Source organism: Nocardia carnea (assembly GCF_029869215.1).
In the GTDB taxonomy this organism is placed as follows: Bacteria; Actinomycetota; Actinomycetes; order Mycobacteriales; family Mycobacteriaceae; genus Nocardia; species Nocardia carnea_B.
Window position 1 is genome coordinate 25,367 of sequence record NZ_JARWPM010000121.1, and the last position, 16,661, is coordinate 42,027.

At 67.1% G+C, this 16,661-nt stretch carries 15 protein-coding genes and 1 pseudogene; 6 read left to right on the forward strand and 10 right to left on the reverse strand.

The window, feature by feature from the left end; all coding sequences use genetic code 11:
• Positions 1 to 3 precede the first annotated feature (3 nt).
• From QH276_RS07880 to QH276_RS07890, 3 genes are read right to left on the reverse strand one after another with little or no spacing between them, the layout of a single operon-like run.
• Entirely contained in the window at positions 4 to 1,737 is a 1,734-nt protein-coding gene (locus QH276_RS07880) for an ABC transporter ATP-binding protein (RefSeq protein WP_280400515.1), read from the reverse strand.
• A complete protein-coding gene (locus QH276_RS07885) occupies positions 1,731 to 2,270 on the reverse strand; it encodes an RrF2 family transcriptional regulator (RefSeq protein ID WP_280400516.1) in 540 nt (179 codons plus the stop codon). Before QH276_RS07885 ends, QH276_RS07880 begins: the two co-directional genes overlap by 7 nt.
• Positions 2,271 to 2,292: 22 nt before the next feature.
• Positions 2,293 to 2,886 (reverse strand): TetR/AcrR family transcriptional regulator, encoded by a 594-nt coding sequence (locus QH276_RS07890; protein ID WP_280400517.1) that lies wholly within the window; start codon positions 2,884 to 2,886, stop codon positions 2,293 to 2,295.
• 257 nt (positions 2,887 to 3,143) lie between these two features.
• On the opposite strand from QH276_RS07890, the gene QH276_RS07895 reads away from it, so the two are divergent.
• Positions 3,144 to 5,528 (forward strand): MMPL family transporter, encoded by a 2,385-nt coding sequence (locus tag QH276_RS07895; RefSeq protein WP_280400518.1) that lies wholly within the window; start codon positions 3,144 to 3,146, stop codon positions 5,526 to 5,528.
• 249 nt (positions 5,529 to 5,777) lie between these two features.
• On the opposite strand, the gene QH276_RS07900 is transcribed toward QH276_RS07895, so the two are convergent.
• Complete coding sequence (locus QH276_RS07900; RefSeq protein WP_280402630.1) at positions 5,778 to 6,497, reverse strand: maleylpyruvate isomerase family mycothiol-dependent enzyme; 720 nt, start codon at positions 6,495 to 6,497, stop codon at positions 5,778 to 5,780.
• A gap of 270 nt (positions 6,498 to 6,767) precedes the next feature.
• Here QH276_RS07900 and QH276_RS07905 point away from each other — a divergent pair, with 270 nt between their 5' ends.
• Positions 6,768 to 7,115: a beta/gamma crystallin domain-containing protein gene (locus QH276_RS07905; RefSeq protein WP_280402631.1), complete on the forward strand. Its 348-nt coding sequence runs from the start codon at positions 6,768 to 6,770 to the stop codon at positions 7,113 to 7,115.
• Positions 7,116 to 7,204: 89 nt separating this feature from the next.
• Here QH276_RS07905 and QH276_RS07910 read toward each other — a convergent pair whose 3' ends face one another.
• The 3 genes from QH276_RS07910 to QH276_RS07920 all read right to left on the reverse strand — a co-directional run bounded on the left by QH276_RS07910 (position 7,205) and on the right by QH276_RS07920 (position 10,639).
• Positions 7,205 to 8,758 (reverse strand): serine/threonine-protein kinase, encoded by a 1,554-nt coding sequence (locus tag QH276_RS07910; protein WP_280402632.1) that lies wholly within the window; start codon positions 8,756 to 8,758, stop codon positions 7,205 to 7,207.
• A gap of 319 nt (positions 8,759 to 9,077) precedes the next feature.
• The gene (locus QH276_RS07915; protein ID WP_280402633.1) at positions 9,078 to 9,509 is read right to left on the reverse strand and encodes a very short patch repair endonuclease; all 432 of its coding nucleotides are present in this window, start codon (positions 9,507 to 9,509) and stop codon (positions 9,078 to 9,080) included.
• Entirely contained in the window at positions 9,506 to 10,639 is a 1,134-nt protein-coding gene (locus QH276_RS07920; protein ID WP_280402644.1) for a DNA cytosine methyltransferase, read from the reverse strand. Before QH276_RS07920 ends, QH276_RS07915 begins: the two co-directional genes overlap by 4 nt.
• A 278-nt stretch (positions 10,640 to 10,917) precedes the next feature.
• Here QH276_RS07920 and QH276_RS07925 point away from each other — a divergent pair, with 278 nt between their 5' ends.
• Entirely contained in the window at positions 10,918 to 11,991 is a 1,074-nt protein-coding gene (locus QH276_RS07925; protein WP_280402634.1) for an alpha/beta hydrolase, read from the forward strand.
• 190 nt (positions 11,992 to 12,181) lie between these two features.
• On the opposite strand, the gene QH276_RS07930 is transcribed toward QH276_RS07925, so the two are convergent.
• Positions 12,182 to 12,607 (reverse strand): hypothetical protein, encoded by a 426-nt coding sequence (locus QH276_RS07930; RefSeq protein ID WP_280402635.1) that lies wholly within the window; start codon positions 12,605 to 12,607, stop codon positions 12,182 to 12,184.
• Positions 12,608 to 13,160: 553 nt separating this feature from the next.
• Here QH276_RS07930 and QH276_RS07935 point away from each other — a divergent pair.
• Positions 13,161 to 13,469 carry a putative quinol monooxygenase gene (locus QH276_RS07935; RefSeq protein WP_280402636.1) on the forward strand — a complete coding sequence of 103 codons (309 nt, stop codon included), beginning with the start codon at positions 13,161 to 13,163 and terminating at the stop codon, positions 13,467 to 13,469.
• Position 13,470: 1 nt separating this feature from the next.
• Here the strand turns inward: QH276_RS07935 and QH276_RS07940 are convergent, their stop codons facing one another.
• On the reverse strand, positions 13,471 to 14,418 hold the full coding sequence (locus tag QH276_RS07940; protein WP_280402637.1) for a hypothetical protein: 948 nt from the start codon (positions 14,416 to 14,418) through the stop codon (positions 13,471 to 13,473).
• A gap of 75 nt (positions 14,419 to 14,493) precedes the next feature.
• A pseudogene (locus tag QH276_RS35505) lies at positions 14,494 to 14,673 on the reverse strand (helix-turn-helix domain-containing protein); the annotation flags it as partial.
• A gap of 433 nt (positions 14,674 to 15,106) precedes the next feature.
• Here QH276_RS35505 and QH276_RS07945 point away from each other — a divergent pair.
• Complete coding sequence (locus tag QH276_RS07945) at positions 15,107 to 15,334, forward strand: hypothetical protein (RefSeq protein WP_280402638.1); 228 nt, start codon at positions 15,107 to 15,109, stop codon at positions 15,332 to 15,334.
• A gap of 9 nt (positions 15,335 to 15,343) precedes the next feature.
• Positions 15,344 to 16,270: an SAM-dependent methyltransferase gene (locus QH276_RS07950; protein ID WP_280402639.1), complete on the forward strand. Its 927-nt coding sequence runs from the start codon at positions 15,344 to 15,346 to the stop codon at positions 16,268 to 16,270.
• Positions 16,271 to 16,661 lie beyond the last annotated feature (391 nt).

The window sequence follows — 16,661 nt, forward strand, 5'->3', positions numbered from 1 at the left end:
GTCTCAACGGGCTTCCTCCACACTCAGCTGGGATTCCACGATTTCCCGGTATTCCGCGCAATCGCGGACCAGTTGTTCATGGGTGCCCAGGCCGACCATATCGCCGTCCTCGAGTACCACGATCTGGTCGGCGTCGCGGATGGTGGCGATGCGCTGCGCCACGATGAGTACCGCGGCGTCGGCGGTCTCCGGCCGCAGGGCCGCCCGCAGCCGGGCGTCGGTGGCGACATCCAGCGCGGAGAACGAATCGTCGAACAGATACACCCGGGGCTTGCGCACCAGCGCCCGCGCGATGGCCAGCCGCTGCCGCTGCCCGCCCGAGACGGTGGTGCCACCCTGGGCAACCGGCGTCTCGAGCCCCTGCGGCATGGCGCGGACGAAATCGGCGGCCTGCGCGATCTCCAGGCAACGCCACAATTCCTCGTCACTCGCCTCGGGATCGCCGTAGCGCAGATTGCTCGCGACGGTGCCGGAGAACAGGTACGCCTTCTGCGGGACCAGCGAGATCCGGGAGCGCAGTTCCGCCAGGTCGAGGTCGCGCACATCGGTCCCGCCGATCAGCACGGCACCTTCGGTGGCGTCCATGAGCCGCGGGACCAGGTTCAGCAGGGTGGTCTTACCGGCGCCCGTGGAACCGACGATCGCCGTGGTCTGCCCCGGTTCCACCCGGAAGTCGATATGCCGGAGCACCGGTTTCTCGGCGCCCGGGAAACTGAACCCGGCGGCGCGCAACTGCACCTGGGCCGGGTCGCCGCGCAACGGTCGCGGCTGCGCGGGGGACCGTACCGATGATTCGGTGTCGAGCACCTCGGCGATCCGATCCGCCGAAACCGCGGCCCGGGGGGCCATCATCGCCAGGAACGACGCCATCATGACCGCCATCAGAATCTGCATGATGTAGGACAGCAGCGCCGTCAGCGAGCCGATCTGCATCTCCCCGGCGTCGATCGCCTTTCCGCCGAACCAGATCACCGCGACCGAGGTCACGTTGCTGATCAGCATGACCGCCGGGAACATCAGCGCCATCAACCGTCCGACCCGCACCGAGATATCGGTGAGCTCGGTATTGGCCACCTCGAAGCGCCAGGTCTCGAGGCGTTCCCGGACGAACGCGCGCACCACCCGGATACCGGTGATCTGCTCGCGGAGCACCCGGTTGACCTCGTCGAGACGGGTCTGCATGAGCCGGAACGCGGGCACCATCCGGGCGATGATCACCCCCATGCTCAGCGCCAGGGCCGGTACGGCGATCAGCAGCAGCCAGGACAGGCCCAGGTCTTCCCGCAGCGCCATGATGATGCCGCCGACGCACATGATCGGCGCCATCACCGCCACGGTCGAGGCCATCACGACGAGCAGCTGCACCTGCTGCACATCGTTGGTGTTGCGGGTGATCAGCGAGGGGGCGCCGAACATTCCGACCTCACGCGCCGAGAAGGTGTTCACCCGGTGCAGCAGCGCCGCCCGCAGATCCCGGCCCGCGCCCATCGCGGCCTGCGCGGCGAGCAGCACCGAGGAGGCGGACGCGACGATCTGGACCCCCGATACCGCCAGCATCCGCAGTCCGGCGGTCCAGATGTAGCCGATATCGCCCTTGGTGATGCCCTCGTCGATGAGGTCGGCGTTCAGGCTGGGCAGGTAGAGCATGGCGATCACCGAGATCAGCTGCAGCACCACGATCCCGGCCAGCTGTTTCCGGTACGGGACCAGGAAACTTCGGAGCAGTCGGATCAGCATGATGACCGAACGCTACCGTCCGGATCCGCCGATCGCCCGATAATTTCCGGTGCGTCCGGTGGGGCGTCGCGGGGTTCGCGGCGCGCCCAGGCGCCCGGGTCCGCGGTGAGGGTTTGCACGAATTCCGGCAGACCGCCCGCGGCGATATCGGCCAGTGTGACATTTTCCAGAACCGCGCGAATATTCACCCGCAACGCGATCCACACCTGCTGCAACGGCTCGGCCGCGCCCGGGTAGCGGACGTCCTCCGGGCGCATTCCGCGCACCGAGGCGAGCGGGCCCTCGATTGCGCGGATGACGTCGGCGATCGAGATCTCGGCCGCGGGCCGGGCCAGCCGGTAGCCGCCGTCGGGTCCGCGCCGGCTCGTCACCAGGGCGGCGCGGCGCAGATCGGCCAGAACGCTTTCGAGCACTTTCGGCGCGATCTGCTGGGCGGCCGCGATCGCCTCCGCCTTCACGGCAGCGGCCTGATCGGCGGCCGTGATCTCCAGCAGTGTGCGCACGGCATGATCGACCTTCGCGGTGATGTGCACGACCAACCCGACCTTTCCGCCGCTATTCCACGCCCGGTTGCAGCGCGGCGATCGCCGCCTCCAACAGCGTCGACTCCACCACATCATCCCCCGCGTCGGGTGCCACCTCGTTCGATATGAGGGCGACGGTCAGTATCTCCATCGCCGCGCTGGCCCGCAGCAGTTGTACCGGGGTGGGGTCGGGACCGGCCAGCCAGTCGCGCAGGACTTTGTTGGCGTCGACCATTACCGGGTACTGGTCGGCCACCGCATTGACAATGGCCACCGCGTTGCGAACCATCATCTCCCCCGCGACCCGGTGCCGGATCATGGCCCGGATATAGGTGCGCAACACCGTGCGGCGGCCCTCCGCGTCCGGTGGCGGCAAGGTTTCGACCTCGTCGGCCAGTGCCCGCATATCGTCCAGCAGCGGATTGATGATGGCGACCAGCAGGTCGAGCTTGGAAGCGTAGTGATAGTAGAGCGATGGCTTTGTGATTCCCACCGCATCCGCGATCTCGCGCAGGCTCGTCTGCTCGAATCCCTTGCTCACGAACAGCTGCACCGCGGCGTCCAGGATGGCCTGCTTGGTGTCCCGACCTGCGGTAACGTGATGACCGGTTCTCCGATTCGCCATACCAGATCCTCTCGTTCTCCCGGCGTCGCGCCCACTGCGGCCACCGGAAGTCGAGCTTGTTCCTCCGTTTAACCTCCCGGTAGTCTACCTACCGTACGGTAGATACGTTGGCGTCCACCGTGTAGGCGGGTCCACACGATTACGCGACCGAGGCAAGCCTCCCCCGCGCGATCCGGTCCGCGAAAGCGACGTCGGCCGTCAGTTCGTCACAGCACATACGACCAAACCGTTTCGGCCTCGCCTAGGAGAAATCCCTCGTGTCCGTATTCCTGTACAGATGGGGAAAGTTCGCTTTCCGCCGGAAGTGGATAGTGCTGCCCGTATGGGCACTGATACTGGTGTTACTCGGCGGGGCCGCGGCCACGCTGGCCAAACCGTTCCAGGACAGCTTCGAAATGCCGGGGCTACCGTCGGAGCGGGCCACGGCCATCCTCGAAGAACATATGCCGCAGATGGCCTCGATGTTCAGTCTCGACGCCATCACCGGTCAATACGTCATCGCCGCGAATAACGGCACGCTGGCCGACGAGCCCAATATGACCGCGCTCGACGCGCTGGTCCAGCGGCTGAACGAGCTCGATATCGTCGACCACAGCGAACCGGTCGTCAACCCGGTCACCGCGACCGCGATGATGCCGGCCAGCCAGGAAGCCGCGAAAGAGCAGGCCGAGGCGGCGGCCACGCTGGAACCCGGCCAGGCTCCGCCCACCCCGGAACCGAACTGCCTCGACGGTAGCGGCTCCCCCGATTTCAAGGCGCTGTGCGGCGGCGCTCCGCTGAATGTGCTCAGCGAAGACCGGCCGCAAACGGTGGCCGTGATCGATGTGAAGTTCACGATGCCGAGCTTCTCCGATGTCACCGAGGAGCACCGGCAGGCCGCTGAGGCCATCGCCCAGGAGGGTCGTAACTCCGGGCTCACCGTCGAGCTGAGCGGCGCCATCGCGCAGTCCCAGCCCGAATCCGGCCAGGCCGAGATGATCGGCATCGGGGTCGCACTGGTCGTCATGATCATCGCCTTCGGCGCCATCGTGGCCGCGTTCGTCCCGATCATCACCGGCATCGTCGGCGTCGCGTGCGCGGGCGCCCTCATCCTGACCGGTACCTCACTGACCGAGGTCCCGACATTCACGCCGATCCTGGCGTCGATGATCGGGCTGGCATTGTCCATCGACTACGCCCTGTTCATCGTCTCCCGGTACAAGCACGAACTCGTCGTCCAGGATTCGCCCGAGGAAGCCGCGGGTGTCGCGGTGGGCACCGCCGGTTCGGCCGTCGTGTTCGCGGGCCTGACCGTCGTGGTCGCGCTGCTGGGCCTGTCCGTGGTCGGCGTCGGCTTCCTCACCATGATGGGTATCGGCGGCGCCATCGCGGCCGGGTTCGCCGTACTCGCGGCCACCACCCTCATGCCCGCGCTGCTCGGTGCACTCGGCAAATCCCTGTTCAAACCGAAACTGCCGCTGATCGCCCAGCACGATCCCGAGGACGACAACTCGGTCACCAACGGGATGCGTTTCGCCCGGCTCATCGCCCGGGTGCCGGTACTCACCCTGGTGCTCAGCGCCATCGTCCTGGGTGCGCTCGCCGCACCGGCCACCCAGCTGAACCTCGGCCTGCCCGGCGGCGACAGCATGCCGGAGGATTCCTCGATCCGCAAAGCCTACGAACTGCAGACCGCGGGCTTCGGTGAAGGTAAGAACGGTGTGCTCGTGGTCGCCGTCGATCTCTCCGAAACCCCGGCCGACCAGCGCGATGCCGCGCTGACCACCCTGCGCGACCAGCTGGCGGGCTACGAGGGCGTGGATTATCTGAGCGTCGCGCAGCCGAGCCAGGACGGCCAGGCCGCCCTGTTCCAGGTGGTTCCCGACTCCGGACCCAACAGTGCCGAAACACAGGACCTGGTGGAACAGGCCCGCAATGCCGAAGCCGCGCTGAAAGACCAGTACGGCATGGAATACGGCATCACCGGGCAGACGGCCATCTACGCCGACGTCAACAGGGTGCTGCTCGACAGCATCATCCCGTACATGGCCATCGTCGCGGTGGCGGCGTTCATCCTGCTGCTGCTGGTGTTCCGGTCCATCCTGGTCCCGCTGACCGCCGCCCTCGGCTTCCTGCTCTCGATGGCCGCGACCTTCGGCGTCACGGTGCTGATCTTCCAGGAGGGCGCGTTCGGGCTGGTCGACGACACCCATCCGATCATCAGCTTCCTGCCCATCATGCTGATCGGCCTGGTGTTCGGCCTGGCCATGGACTACCAGGTGTTCCTGGTGACCCGGATGCGTGAGGAGTACGTACACGGCAAGGAACCGAAACAGGCGATGGTCGACGGCTACCATCACGGCGCCCGCGTGGTGGCCGCGGCGGCGGTCATCATGATCTCGGTCTTCGGCGGTTTCATGCTCTCGCCCGATATCACCTCCAAATCCATGGGCTTCGCCCTGGCGGCGGGCGTGTTCTTCGACGCCTTCCTGGTGCGGATGGTGCTGATCCCGTCACTGCTGGCACTGCTGGGCAAATGGGCCTGGTGGATGCCGGCCTGGCTGGACCGGATCCTGCCGGATATCGACGTCGAGGGCACCAAACTGCGCGAACTGCAGGAGCGGTCCAAGCGGGCCGAAGCCCCGGAACCCGCCGGGGTCTGATCCAGGCGAACACTGGTTCCAGTCGAAACGAGAACCGGGGGGGCCCCCCCCCCGGGGCCCGCCCGGGGGGTTTTGGCCGCCGGGCCCCCGCCCCCGCGGCGCCCCCCACCCCTCCCACCCCTCCCCACCCACACCCCCCCCCCCCCCCCCCCCCCCCCCGCCCCCCCCCCGGTTCTGTTTTGCCCGGCAGGCCCGGAGCCGACGGGAACTACGCCGACGGAGGCCGAGGCGGGCCTGCCCGGCACCGGCTCAGCGCCAGGCGGGCAACTCCGGCAGCTCGACGGGCAGGTTCTCGTCGGCTCCGCGGCCGAGCAACCAGGCCAGCAGCGACGCGGCGGGCGCCGCCACCGACCGGCTCGGAGTGCCGCTGCCGACGACCGCACCGAAACCACTATCCGTAGCGCGGATTTCGAAGGGCTGCGTTCCGGCACGACCGCCCAGATCGGCCGCCACGTCGGCGAGCAGCTCCGCCACGAAGTCCGCCGGCCACCGCGCGGGCGTGTACCCGGCATCCAGATCCACATGATGGATCAGCACTTCCTGCAACCGGTTCCAGGGAATCCGATGCGCCGGCAGCGGTCGGCCCTGGCGGGTACGGACCTCGGTCTGCCACTGCTCGGCCGTGAGCACCCGCGCCATTCCGACGAACCGATCGGCTGTTTCCACGAGGTCGGCGCGCTGTTCGGCGAGCGGGCGCGGCGCCCCGAGCTCGATATCGGCATCGCGTAACGCCGCACTCGCGTACTGCGGTGTCTCCACTCCGGTATGCGCCCAGAGCAGCAGGTTGACCAAACTGTCGGCATTACGCGACAGATGGGTCAGCACATGCCCTCTGGTCCAACCCGGTAGCGCGGACGGAGCAGCGAGCGCCGAATCGTCCAGTGCGTCGACAGTAGTGAGCAATTCGGTGGTCGCCGTGGCGACCTCCCCCATCCGCGCGGTGAGCACTTCGATGAAATCCCTGGCCACCCCACGACCCTAGACGAGTAGGTCCGAAGCCGGTCGGCGACCGTTGTGGAAGGGCTTCGAGACTTACTGATCCGGCCCGGCGCCACCGCGTTTTACCGGTGTCGTTAACGAACAACGACTTTCGCCGGAAACCACTACCGTGCCCGCAAAGTTCGAGCTCGAAATCGATGATCGAGTTCGCCGGCGATGGTTTCGCGATGGCCGGGCACGACGGAAAGCAGCGGTGCCTCTAGGAATTGTGGCAGCGCATCGTTCTGGTAGGGAGAACTCATGTTTACAAAGGTCATGAAGACCGTACGCATCGCGGCCCCGGCGGTTGCCGCGGTGGGCATATTCACCGTATTCGGGCCGGCCGGTAACTCATTCGCGATCAACGAAGTCCAGTGCAACCCGGATGAAGATTTCTCGAAGATTTGGTCGCACAACGACTTCGGCAGTCAGGTGAACTGCTATGCGAATGGCGGAAAAACGCCCTTCAGCGGCTGGGTCGACAAAGTCGAGGCAGGGAAAAACAGGCTGTTCCTTTACGACCGTAATGGTGACGTGATCGCCGTCGAGAAGTGGCAGACCCTCGTTCGGAACACCCCCGCCGATATCGTGGCCGTCGAAATCAGGTAGCCACCGGACGGTTTCCCATGGGTGAGGGTGGGCACCGGTCCGCCCTCACCCATCATCGCCGGTTCGCAACCACCCGCGGGCCCCGGACCTCATCCACCCAGCGGCGCCTGTTTCCACCAATGGTCGATCAGTTCCTGCACTGTATGGCCGGACCACCGCGCGACCATGATGTAGCGGCTGCGCTCTTCGTGCGGGAAGAAAGTCCATACGTAGATCCGGTGGTCGGAGGTGTCGATTTCATTGTTGTAGGTCACGCCCTCACAGGTGGCGACCGGCAATCTCGTCCCGGAAGGATGCTCGATATCTATCACCGAGGGCTCGCAGCCCTCGAACAGCGCGTCGACCAGTTCGCCCGTAGGCAGGTGGGCGTTCGCGGAACCCGAACGATCGAGGATATCGAAGACCAGCGGGTCGGTCGCGTCGTTCATCGTCACCCTGCAGGAAATCCGGGCATTGTCGCGATAGGCAGCGTTCTCCAGATTTCCCGGGTCGTTTTCGGTGCAGAACGCGCCTCTCCAGCCGTTGCCGGTGTTCTTGGCGCCGATGAGTCCGGGGAATGCTTCGGCGGCGGGCCGGTGGCGTTCGTCCCAGCCGAGGGCGGAATCCGCCGGCGCGGACGCGGCCTCTGTGGCCGGATCGCCCCCGGCCGGTTCGGAACCGACGATCAGCCAGCCTGCGATGGCCAGTGCCGGCAGCAACGCCACCGCACCGGTGAGTAGAGCCCTTTTGCGGTACCTCGTGCGGGGCGGAGATTCCGGATCACCGGCCGGTCGGCGGGTCCGTAACTCGGTTTGCTCCGATGTCCGCGTAATCGCGACGGAGGCAAGGGTCGCCAACGCCGCATCCGTGAACTCGGAGCAAGACCTGTAACGGTCGGCAGGCTGTTTGGCGAGGGCTTTGGCGAATACCTCGTCCAAGGCGGCCAACTCCGGCAGCACGTCTCCCGGCAGCACCGGCGGTGTGTACACATGGGCGTGCAACAGCGCCAGCGAGTCGGTGACAGTGAACGGCGGCCGTCCGGTCAGCAGAACGAACAAACTGCACGCCAGCGAATACTGATCGGATCGATGATCGACTTCTCCACCGGAGACCTGCTCGGGTGACACATAGGCCGCGGTACCGGTGACCGAGCCGGTGCGGGTCAATCGACTCGCCGCGTCGCGGAGCCGGGCGATACCGAAATCGCCGAGCAGAACCTGCTCCGGCCGGCCCAGCTCGGCGGGAGCGATCAAAATATTCGACGGCTTGACGTCCCGGTGCAGCACTCCCGCGCTATGTGCGTAATCCAGCGCAGCGGCAACCCGGGCGCCGATTTTCAGGGCACGCGCGGGCTCGATATCCCGCAGCGCCGAGGCATCCGTGCCGGGTACGTACTGCATGGCGATCCACGGGACCCCGCCCTCGATACCGCGGTCGTAGATAGTGACGATATCGGGATGCTCGAGACCCGCGGTGAGCTCGGCCTCGCGTTCGAATCGCCGCCGCGCCTCGTCGCCGGCCCGATCGGGATCGAGCAGTTTCAGCGCGACCGACCGCGGCAGCCGCGGATCGCGAGCCGCGTACACGACTCCCCAGCCGCCCGCGCCGATACGATGTTCGATCGTATACCCGGCGAACACGACACCTGCTCGGAGTTCGATCATCTTCCCCCTCGACTGGCGGACGGTGCAGCCTGCGGCATCGGAACCAACTGATCGAGCAAAGTATCGGTCGCACAAAGCGATTCGGCAACCGCCGACTCGTTCTCGCCGGTACTGCGGTCATGCCGCGACCCGATCGCGCCCGAGCGAACGCGATCCGATGAGCAATCACCCCCCGCCCCGGAGTTCCGGAACACGGCCACCATCCAGGCCATGAGTTCGGAGTTTTTCGTCCAGCGTTCCTGGGCGGACGCACCGGCTGCGGTGGATGTCACCTGCGGATACTCCCGATGTTTACCGGCCCGGCGATCCAGCGCACACGTCAGCGTTTCAGAGCTTCCTGTACGCGGTCGGCCGCGCACACCGGGTCCTCGTGCTCCCAGATACGGACGACCTCCCAGCCGGCGGCTGCCAGCGCGGCGTCGGTGGCCCGATCCCGGGCGACATTGCCGGCCAGTTTGTCGGCCCACCAGGCCGCGTTGTTCTTCGGGTCGGTCGCATGTTCCGGGCAGCGATGCCAGAAACACCCGTCGACATACACCGCGACCCGGCGGCGCGGGAACACCAGATCCGCCCGCCGCCGCTGGCCGCGGATGGGCGCCCGGTCGACGAAGTAGCGGATCCCGCGCCGGTGCAGTTCCCGTCGCAATGCCATTTCGGGCTCGGTGTGCGCCCGGCGCTGCCGCGACATCCGCGCGCTGGTCACCGGATCGGTGGCCGGCCGGTGGCTGCTGCGGGCGGGCTCTCCGGTCATGCCGCCGAGCCGCCCATCCGATGCAGATGTGCCTGCACATCGTCGAGGAAACCGGCCGGGAAACGCAGCGTCCCCATCCCCGTACGCCGCAGGAAACCGGCCGTCGCCCGCGCCGAGAGCAGCCTGGTGTCGGTGAGGAAATGCCGCAGGTCCTCGTACGGCTCGTGCACCGGCCACGGCGAGAGCGGCACCTCGAACACCTGCCCGGAATGGCCCCATGCGGCCCCCGGCCACGGGCTGCCCGGTGGCAGCGGAATATGCCCGGGGATCGGTTCCCCCGGCGCCCGCAACCGCGACCCCACCCACGACGCCATCCGCACGCTCACCGCGTTACCCACCAGCCGCCACCGCTGCCCCGGCCGGAATCCCGGTACCGCCAGCGCCGGTTCGGTCCAGCCGGGGTCGAATCCCTGTAACCGCTCCCCGTCGGTGATCCCCGGGGTGACGATCTCCCCGGACGGCAACCGCACCGCCGGCGCACTCGGAATCCCCAGCCCGGAGCCACCTTTGAGGGTGGGTACCGCGTTCACCACCCAGCCCAGCCCGCGCACGCCCTCGGTCCAGTAGAAACCGCACGGGTCGCTATCGATGCTCCCGAGCAGCCGCGGGCCGGCGTCGTCGGCGAACAGGACAGTGCGCGGATCCTCGGTCCGCGAGGCCAGCATCAGCACCCGGTTGCGCCGCTGCGGCAGGCCGAACGCCCGTGCGTCCACCACCCGGTAGGCCCACGTATAGCCCAGTTCGTCGAGGGCATCGGTGATATGCCGCATGGCGGCACCGCGACCGAGTTGCAGCATGAACGGCACATTCTCGATCAGCAGCCATCGCGGCCCGCGTTTGCGGCGCACCAGCCGAAACACATGGTCGACCAAGCTGGATTTGGTTCCGGTGATACCGGCGGTGCGGCCCGCTTGCGAGAGGTCTTGGCAAGGGAACCCCGCGGCGACCAGCTCGGTATCCGGCGGCAGCGCCCGCAACCGGGTGATATCGGTGTGCAGTTCGGCCCCGGGGAACCGCGCCGCCAGCACGGCCCGCGCTCCGGGGTCGATCTCGCACAGCAGCGCGCTGTCCCAGCCGTGGGCCGCCAACCCGAGCTCCAAGCCGCCGACCCCGGCGAAAAGCCCCACCATCCGCGCGCCCGCCACGAGTCCTCTCTCCATCCGGTCCGGCTCCCGAAGCGAGATTACTCCGCGAGTTCACCGCGCCCGCCGCGTCCGGGTGGCCGATGCCACAGCCGCCGCGAACCTGCCCCGTGACCAGCCCGAACTTCGGCCGACCGGCCCGCGAGTCGATCTTCACCGGCCGAGATCCGTTCCCCGGCAAGCCCATAGAAACCGCAGGTCAGAGCATATAAAAGAACGCGTTCCGGTGCCCGGCGCGGGCCGTCGGCTCTGGCAGGATGGTCGCCATGAAGTATCGCGTCGGCCTGGCCACCGTCGTATCGGGCGCCGTCGCCCTGTGCGGCGCGGTCGCTCCCGGCGCGGCACAGGCGGCCCCCGATGACGCACACACCGCCCCCGCGCAACCCGGCACCGGTTCCGCCGAAGACCCCGGCCCGGTCGAAAAAGCCGAGCCGGTACCGGCGCCGCATGCCGCCATCGTCGGCGTCCAGCCGGTACACGACCGCCTGCTGCGCGTTTTCGTCGACTCCCCCGCCATGCACCGCACCGTGCAGGTCCTCGTCCTGCTCCCGGCCGACCGCAGCACCCCCCGCCCCACCGTCTACATGCTCGACGGCCGCAGCACCCAGCCCGACAGCAACAACTGGCTCGACCGCGGCGGCGCGGCCCAGTTCTACGCCGACAAACCCGTGAACGTCGTGTTCACCGTCGGCGGCCCCGCCAGTTTCTACACCGACTGGCAACGCCCCGACCCGGTCCTCGGCGTCAACAAATGGGAAACCTTCCTCACCGAGGAACTACCACCGCTGATCGACGCCGAGTTCTCCGGCAACGGCCGCAACGCCGTGGTCGGCACCTCCATGGGCGCCGAGGGCGCCATGATGCTGGCCATCCGCAAACCCGAACTCTATTCGGCCGTCGGCGCGCACAGCGGCTGCTTCTCCACCGGCACCGACCTCGGCCAAGCCCAGGCCCGCATGGTCGTCTCCACATTCAAAGGCAACCCCGAGAACATGTTCGGCGCCCCCGACGACCCGGCGTGGCTGGCCCACGACGTAACTCTGCACGCCGCCGCTCTACGCGGCAAAAAGCTCTACCTCTCCGCCGGCAGCGGCCACCCCGGCGTCCACGACGTCCTGACCAACCCCGAAACCCCCCAGAGCGTCCTCATGGGCGGCCCCCTGGAAGCCGCCACCGACTTCTGCACCCGCCGCCTCGCCCAGCGCCTCGACACCCTGAATATCGACTACACCGCCCACTTCCGCCCCCAAGGCACCCATTCCTGGCCCTACTGGGCCGACGAACTGGTCACCTCCTGGCCCACCATCTCCGACGGCCTGGGCCTGCACCAGCCGCGGTAGCAAGGTAGGGGGCCAAGGGGCTGACTCCCCCGCGAACCCTAATTAGGCTCCGCTGTCAGGGTGGCGATAGCCAGCCAATCAGCGTCGCCCACCCCGGCGGCCCTCGACGCTGGAGGGGCCGTGGGAACGCAATGCAGGCGGCCACCAACCTACGGGGCTACGCGGCCGAAGGTCGCGCAGCGTCAGAGGTTCATACCGCCGGATGCGACTCTCGGGTGGATCGGAACTCGTCTAGTAGGCGGAAAAAGGCATCCAACGCTGTCTCACCATCACTGAGGTGGTGTTCGATGGTGCCTGCCCACCCGAAGGGCGTCGACCATCCGTATTCGGATTTCAACCAGCGCGCGAACGGTCCGTCGCTCGAATGAAAATCGAATTCTTCGGCCACTGAGTGCACTTGCAGAGCCACCCAGTAGCCGTAGAAAATGCTCTGAAGGTCCTGCAATGAGCCGGCCCGCGCCCACATTCCCGGTCGCGGCCGGATGTTGTGATCGATGAGGTCGTATACGTCACGGCAATCCGCAACGTGCTTGACGATCGGTCGCCGGCCCTCGGTGGAGCTGCGTTCCGGGTGGTTGTTCATCTCGATATGTTCGCAGACCGTGGTGGGCGGCATCGGGCGATCTGTGGTGGTGACGGCGGCCAGGCCCCACGAGCGGGTACCGGCGGATTCGTGTGCGACTGCGGGAGGTGAACCGGGTACGGCTCTCGTCGTGCCCACACTTCTCGGTTATCGAAAAGTCAGCAATCTCGGATCGGAGGCTGACGCCGCAGCGTGCGGCCGACGCACCGGCGCGCCGGGCGGCGAGGTACGAGCAAGACCGCTGCGCGCCGTAGTGCGGCGGCGCGCAGCGGCGGCGCCCGTGATTCTGTATGGCTGAATTCGGCAACCACTCACGGACAGTAGCCAGCACTGAGACTCCGACGTAGGACAGGTCTCGTGCTCACATACGAATGGCGCACCGAACTGGCCAGTTTGCTCGATGATGGGAGCGTCTGAAGGCTGGGAATCGGAAGGTGGCCGAGTTTCTGGATACGGCGCCGATGCTGTCGGTACCGAGCATCGGAATAACGGTGAGCGTCAGTGGAGAATCGGCGAGCGCCACCTAAGGACCTTGCTGCGCGTGCGACACTGGCCCCGCCGAGGATCCAAAGCATGGGAGGGCACAATGTTCGCGCTCGTGGTCAGGTTCGACCTGAAAGATGCCGATGCCGCCGCAGGGTTCGATCAGCTGGTGGAGGAGACAGCGAAAGGAATCCGCGAGCTCGAACCCGGAACTCTCGTCTACGCCACCCACACCGTGTCGGACGCGCCGCTGTCGCGTGTGTTCTATGAGGTGTATCGGGATCGTGAAGCGTTCGAGGAGCACGAACGGCAGCCGCACACTCGCCGATTCCTCGCCGAGCGCCCCAACTACGTCGAAGACTTCCGGGTCGAATTCCTGACCCCCGCTGCGGCGAAGGGCCTGCCCGGCTGAGTCACAGGCGTTCGGTGATGCCGCACCACACAGCGAACCCTGTCACCGTGTCCACTTTTCGGGCCTCCGCACGCGCCAGCGCCCGTACCGTCTCGTGCACCATCGGGTTGTAACGTGTCTGCGCCGGTGCGACTCGCCGTGCTTCCTGCAATGCCGTCAAGGACCGTGTGCGGTCCCCGTACAGCAACCAGGCGCGTGCCACGTCCATATGGTGATGTCCGACGCGCTCATTCGGTGCACCGGCCGGGATGACGAGCGACCGGGCTCGGGCCAGCGCTTCCGGCGCGTCCATCGCTTCCACGGCGAGAGCTACCGACCATATGCCCACATTCGTGGGCCCGAACGACAGCACCGGGTCCAGGTCATCGCCGAGACGTTGCGCGGTCTCCCGTGCCTCCTCGAGGTGCGCATCGGCGGTGTCCTGTTTCCCGGCGCGGGAAGCGGCCAACCCGGATTGCAAGTGCAGGCCGCCCCACGCGATCAAGTCTTCCCGCTGCCCTGCGGACAATCGTGGTTCGATGCTCGTACGGCAGCGTTCCAGGAAACTCGCGGCGGCCGCCCAGTCGCCGCCCGAGGTGAGCATGGCAGCGCGCTGGAACTGCGCTGTCGCAGTCCACAGTGGGTTCCCGGCTTCTGTGGCAGCCCACGCCAGCCGGTCAACGGCTACACCTGCAAGGTCCGCGTAGCCGAGCTTGTGGGCGAGACTATGCGACGAGTAGTACAGCTCGCACAGCATCACCAGCGCCCGGTCCCGGTCGTGGCCGCTGCTGCGGTGCGCGGCTGCGCGGACTTCTCCGAGTAGCGGCAGCAGTTCCTCGCTCAGCCGGTGGAATAAGGCATTGCGCCGGTAGGTGCAGATCCTTTCGACCGCCCCGGCGAGTTGCTGCAATGGCCGAACCTCACTGATGGCGGCGTTGTCGAGATCGAACGCCGCCAACTCTGTCCGCAAACCAGCGACCGCAGCGTGCACTTCGGTATCTGGGCCAGGTGCGGGTGTGAACGGTTGCCCGGTCAGCTCGGACACGCTGACCCGGAGCGCTTTCGCTACCGCACCGATGAAGCCCTGTGTGGCAGGAGCTCTTTTCTGCTCGACTGAGCGCACCAAACCGATCGAGACATTGGCCCGCTCCGCCAGTTGCCGTTGGGTGAGCCCAGCCAGTTTCCTCGCTTGGGCTACGCGTGTGGCCACCGCAGCATCGGTCATTTTTGTCACGGTTTCAGTAGACCCCACCTGCGGTGCTGAAGGTACGAAATTCCTTCGCACTTCATAACGGCGGATTACGGGATGGTGGTTCTTGGTCGACCGGTGTCCAACTGGATCCGCCAGTTCAGGAGCCAGTTGGCCTCAACAACTCCCACTAGCCCGAGGTAACCCCGATGCGCCAGGAGCTACCCGCCCTTCCGTCCAGACCCGCGCACAACCAGTCGATGGCCACGGCGTTACGGCTGTGGCATACCCGGAACTGGGCACGCCTCGAGCGCGTCGCCGCTGGCCTGCGCCGCCTTGACTACCCGCCGGCCTGCAAAGTCCTCGACCCCATACGCGGGCGGGCGCATGCCATTCACCTCATGGCCGACCATGCGAAGCACGACTGCCCGAGGTTTCGACTCGCCTCTCAATACATCGAGGACCTGCAGTGACCGCCGCCCTGGCCGAGCTCCGACAACCGACGCAGTACCACGCGGGATTGTCGGTGCTACAGCGAATCTCGGCGGCGCTACGGGCCGTCGACTGTGGCGAATGCCGGTACCGCGACCCGATCCGCAGCCTGCCGCACGCCTACCACGTCATGCATCTGCACCGTGGGCACGACTGCGCCCGACTGGAGATGGCCGCCCATTACGCGAGGGGGACAGCGAGATGACCCGAAGCCGTGCAGGCGGCACGCGCCCCCGAAACCAACGGCCTCGACACCGAGCGGCCGAACCTCGCCCGGGTCTATCAGAACAGCCTCGGCGGGAAGGACAACTACCCTGTCGATCGCAAGGCATGGGAGCAGATCAGCACTGTTACACCCCATCTGGGAAACCTGCACCGGATGAACCGGTCGTGGGCAGGCCGTGTTGTGCGGTCCGCCGCGCAGAACGCGGGTATCGACCAGTTCCTCGACCTCGGTGCCGGCCTGCCCGACTACCGCAATACCCACGACTTCGCGCAGGAAATGGACAGCACCGTGCGCGTCGTCTACGTCGACAGCGACCCGCTGTGCGTTGCGCATGGGCGAGCCTTGCTGGAACGCAACGACTGCGTCCATTACGTGCCGGGTGATCTCGCCGACCCCGAGCAGATCTGGGAGAAAAGCGAGGCCCGTGTCTACCTGGACCTGGACCGGCCGCTGTGCTTGCTGCTCAGCGGCGTGGTGCACCACATCAGCGACGACCGGCGGCCGGGCAACATCATGGCCCACTACGCTCAACTGCTGCCCGCCGGCTCGTATATCGCGGTAAGCCACTATCTCGACCCCGGCCCCATGGTCCCTGCGCTGCACAGTTTGGCGCGGGACGTGGAGCAGGCGTTCCTCGATTCGCTGGGGACGGGCTGGTTCCGTACCCGAGCCCAGATCCTGGACCTGTTCGGTGGCCTCGAACTGGTGCCACCGGGGCTGGTGGGGCTGCAGGACTGGTGGCCCCTGGGTCCGAACCGGCAGCTGGAGCCGGCCGAGCACTTGATGGTCGGAGGACTGGCGTACAAGGCGCGTAGCGGCGCCCGCTGTATGCCGTATGAGCAGGTCGGCGCGTCGTCCTGCGCGGCCGCATCGATGTCGTTGGTCACCCCATCGTCCTCACAGTGCTCGCCCTGAACGCACCGTTCGGTCTCCTGTTCAACAGGCGCGGGTTGCCGATGGCTACCCCCGCGACAAGTGCCGAGGTTCGAGCCAGGTGGTGGACGGGCCTCCGCCATCAACAATCTGTGTTTCAGATCACTCTCAGGACCGCAGGCGCCCTCCCAACGCAACCATCCGCGTGGGGGGTCCGGGGGCGAAGCCCTCCGGGCGGGGCGGGGGGGGGGGGGGGGGGGGGGGGGGGGGGGGGGGGGGGGGGGGGGGGCGGCGGGCGCGCCGCGCGCCGGCGAGGTGGTTCCGATCGAACTGCTCGGTGGTGTGCGTGCGTGGCTCGCCGTCTGTCATCGCGCGGTACAGGAAGTACTCGACGACAAGATTTTCGCCAAGCACCCCTCGCATTGCCCGGCCC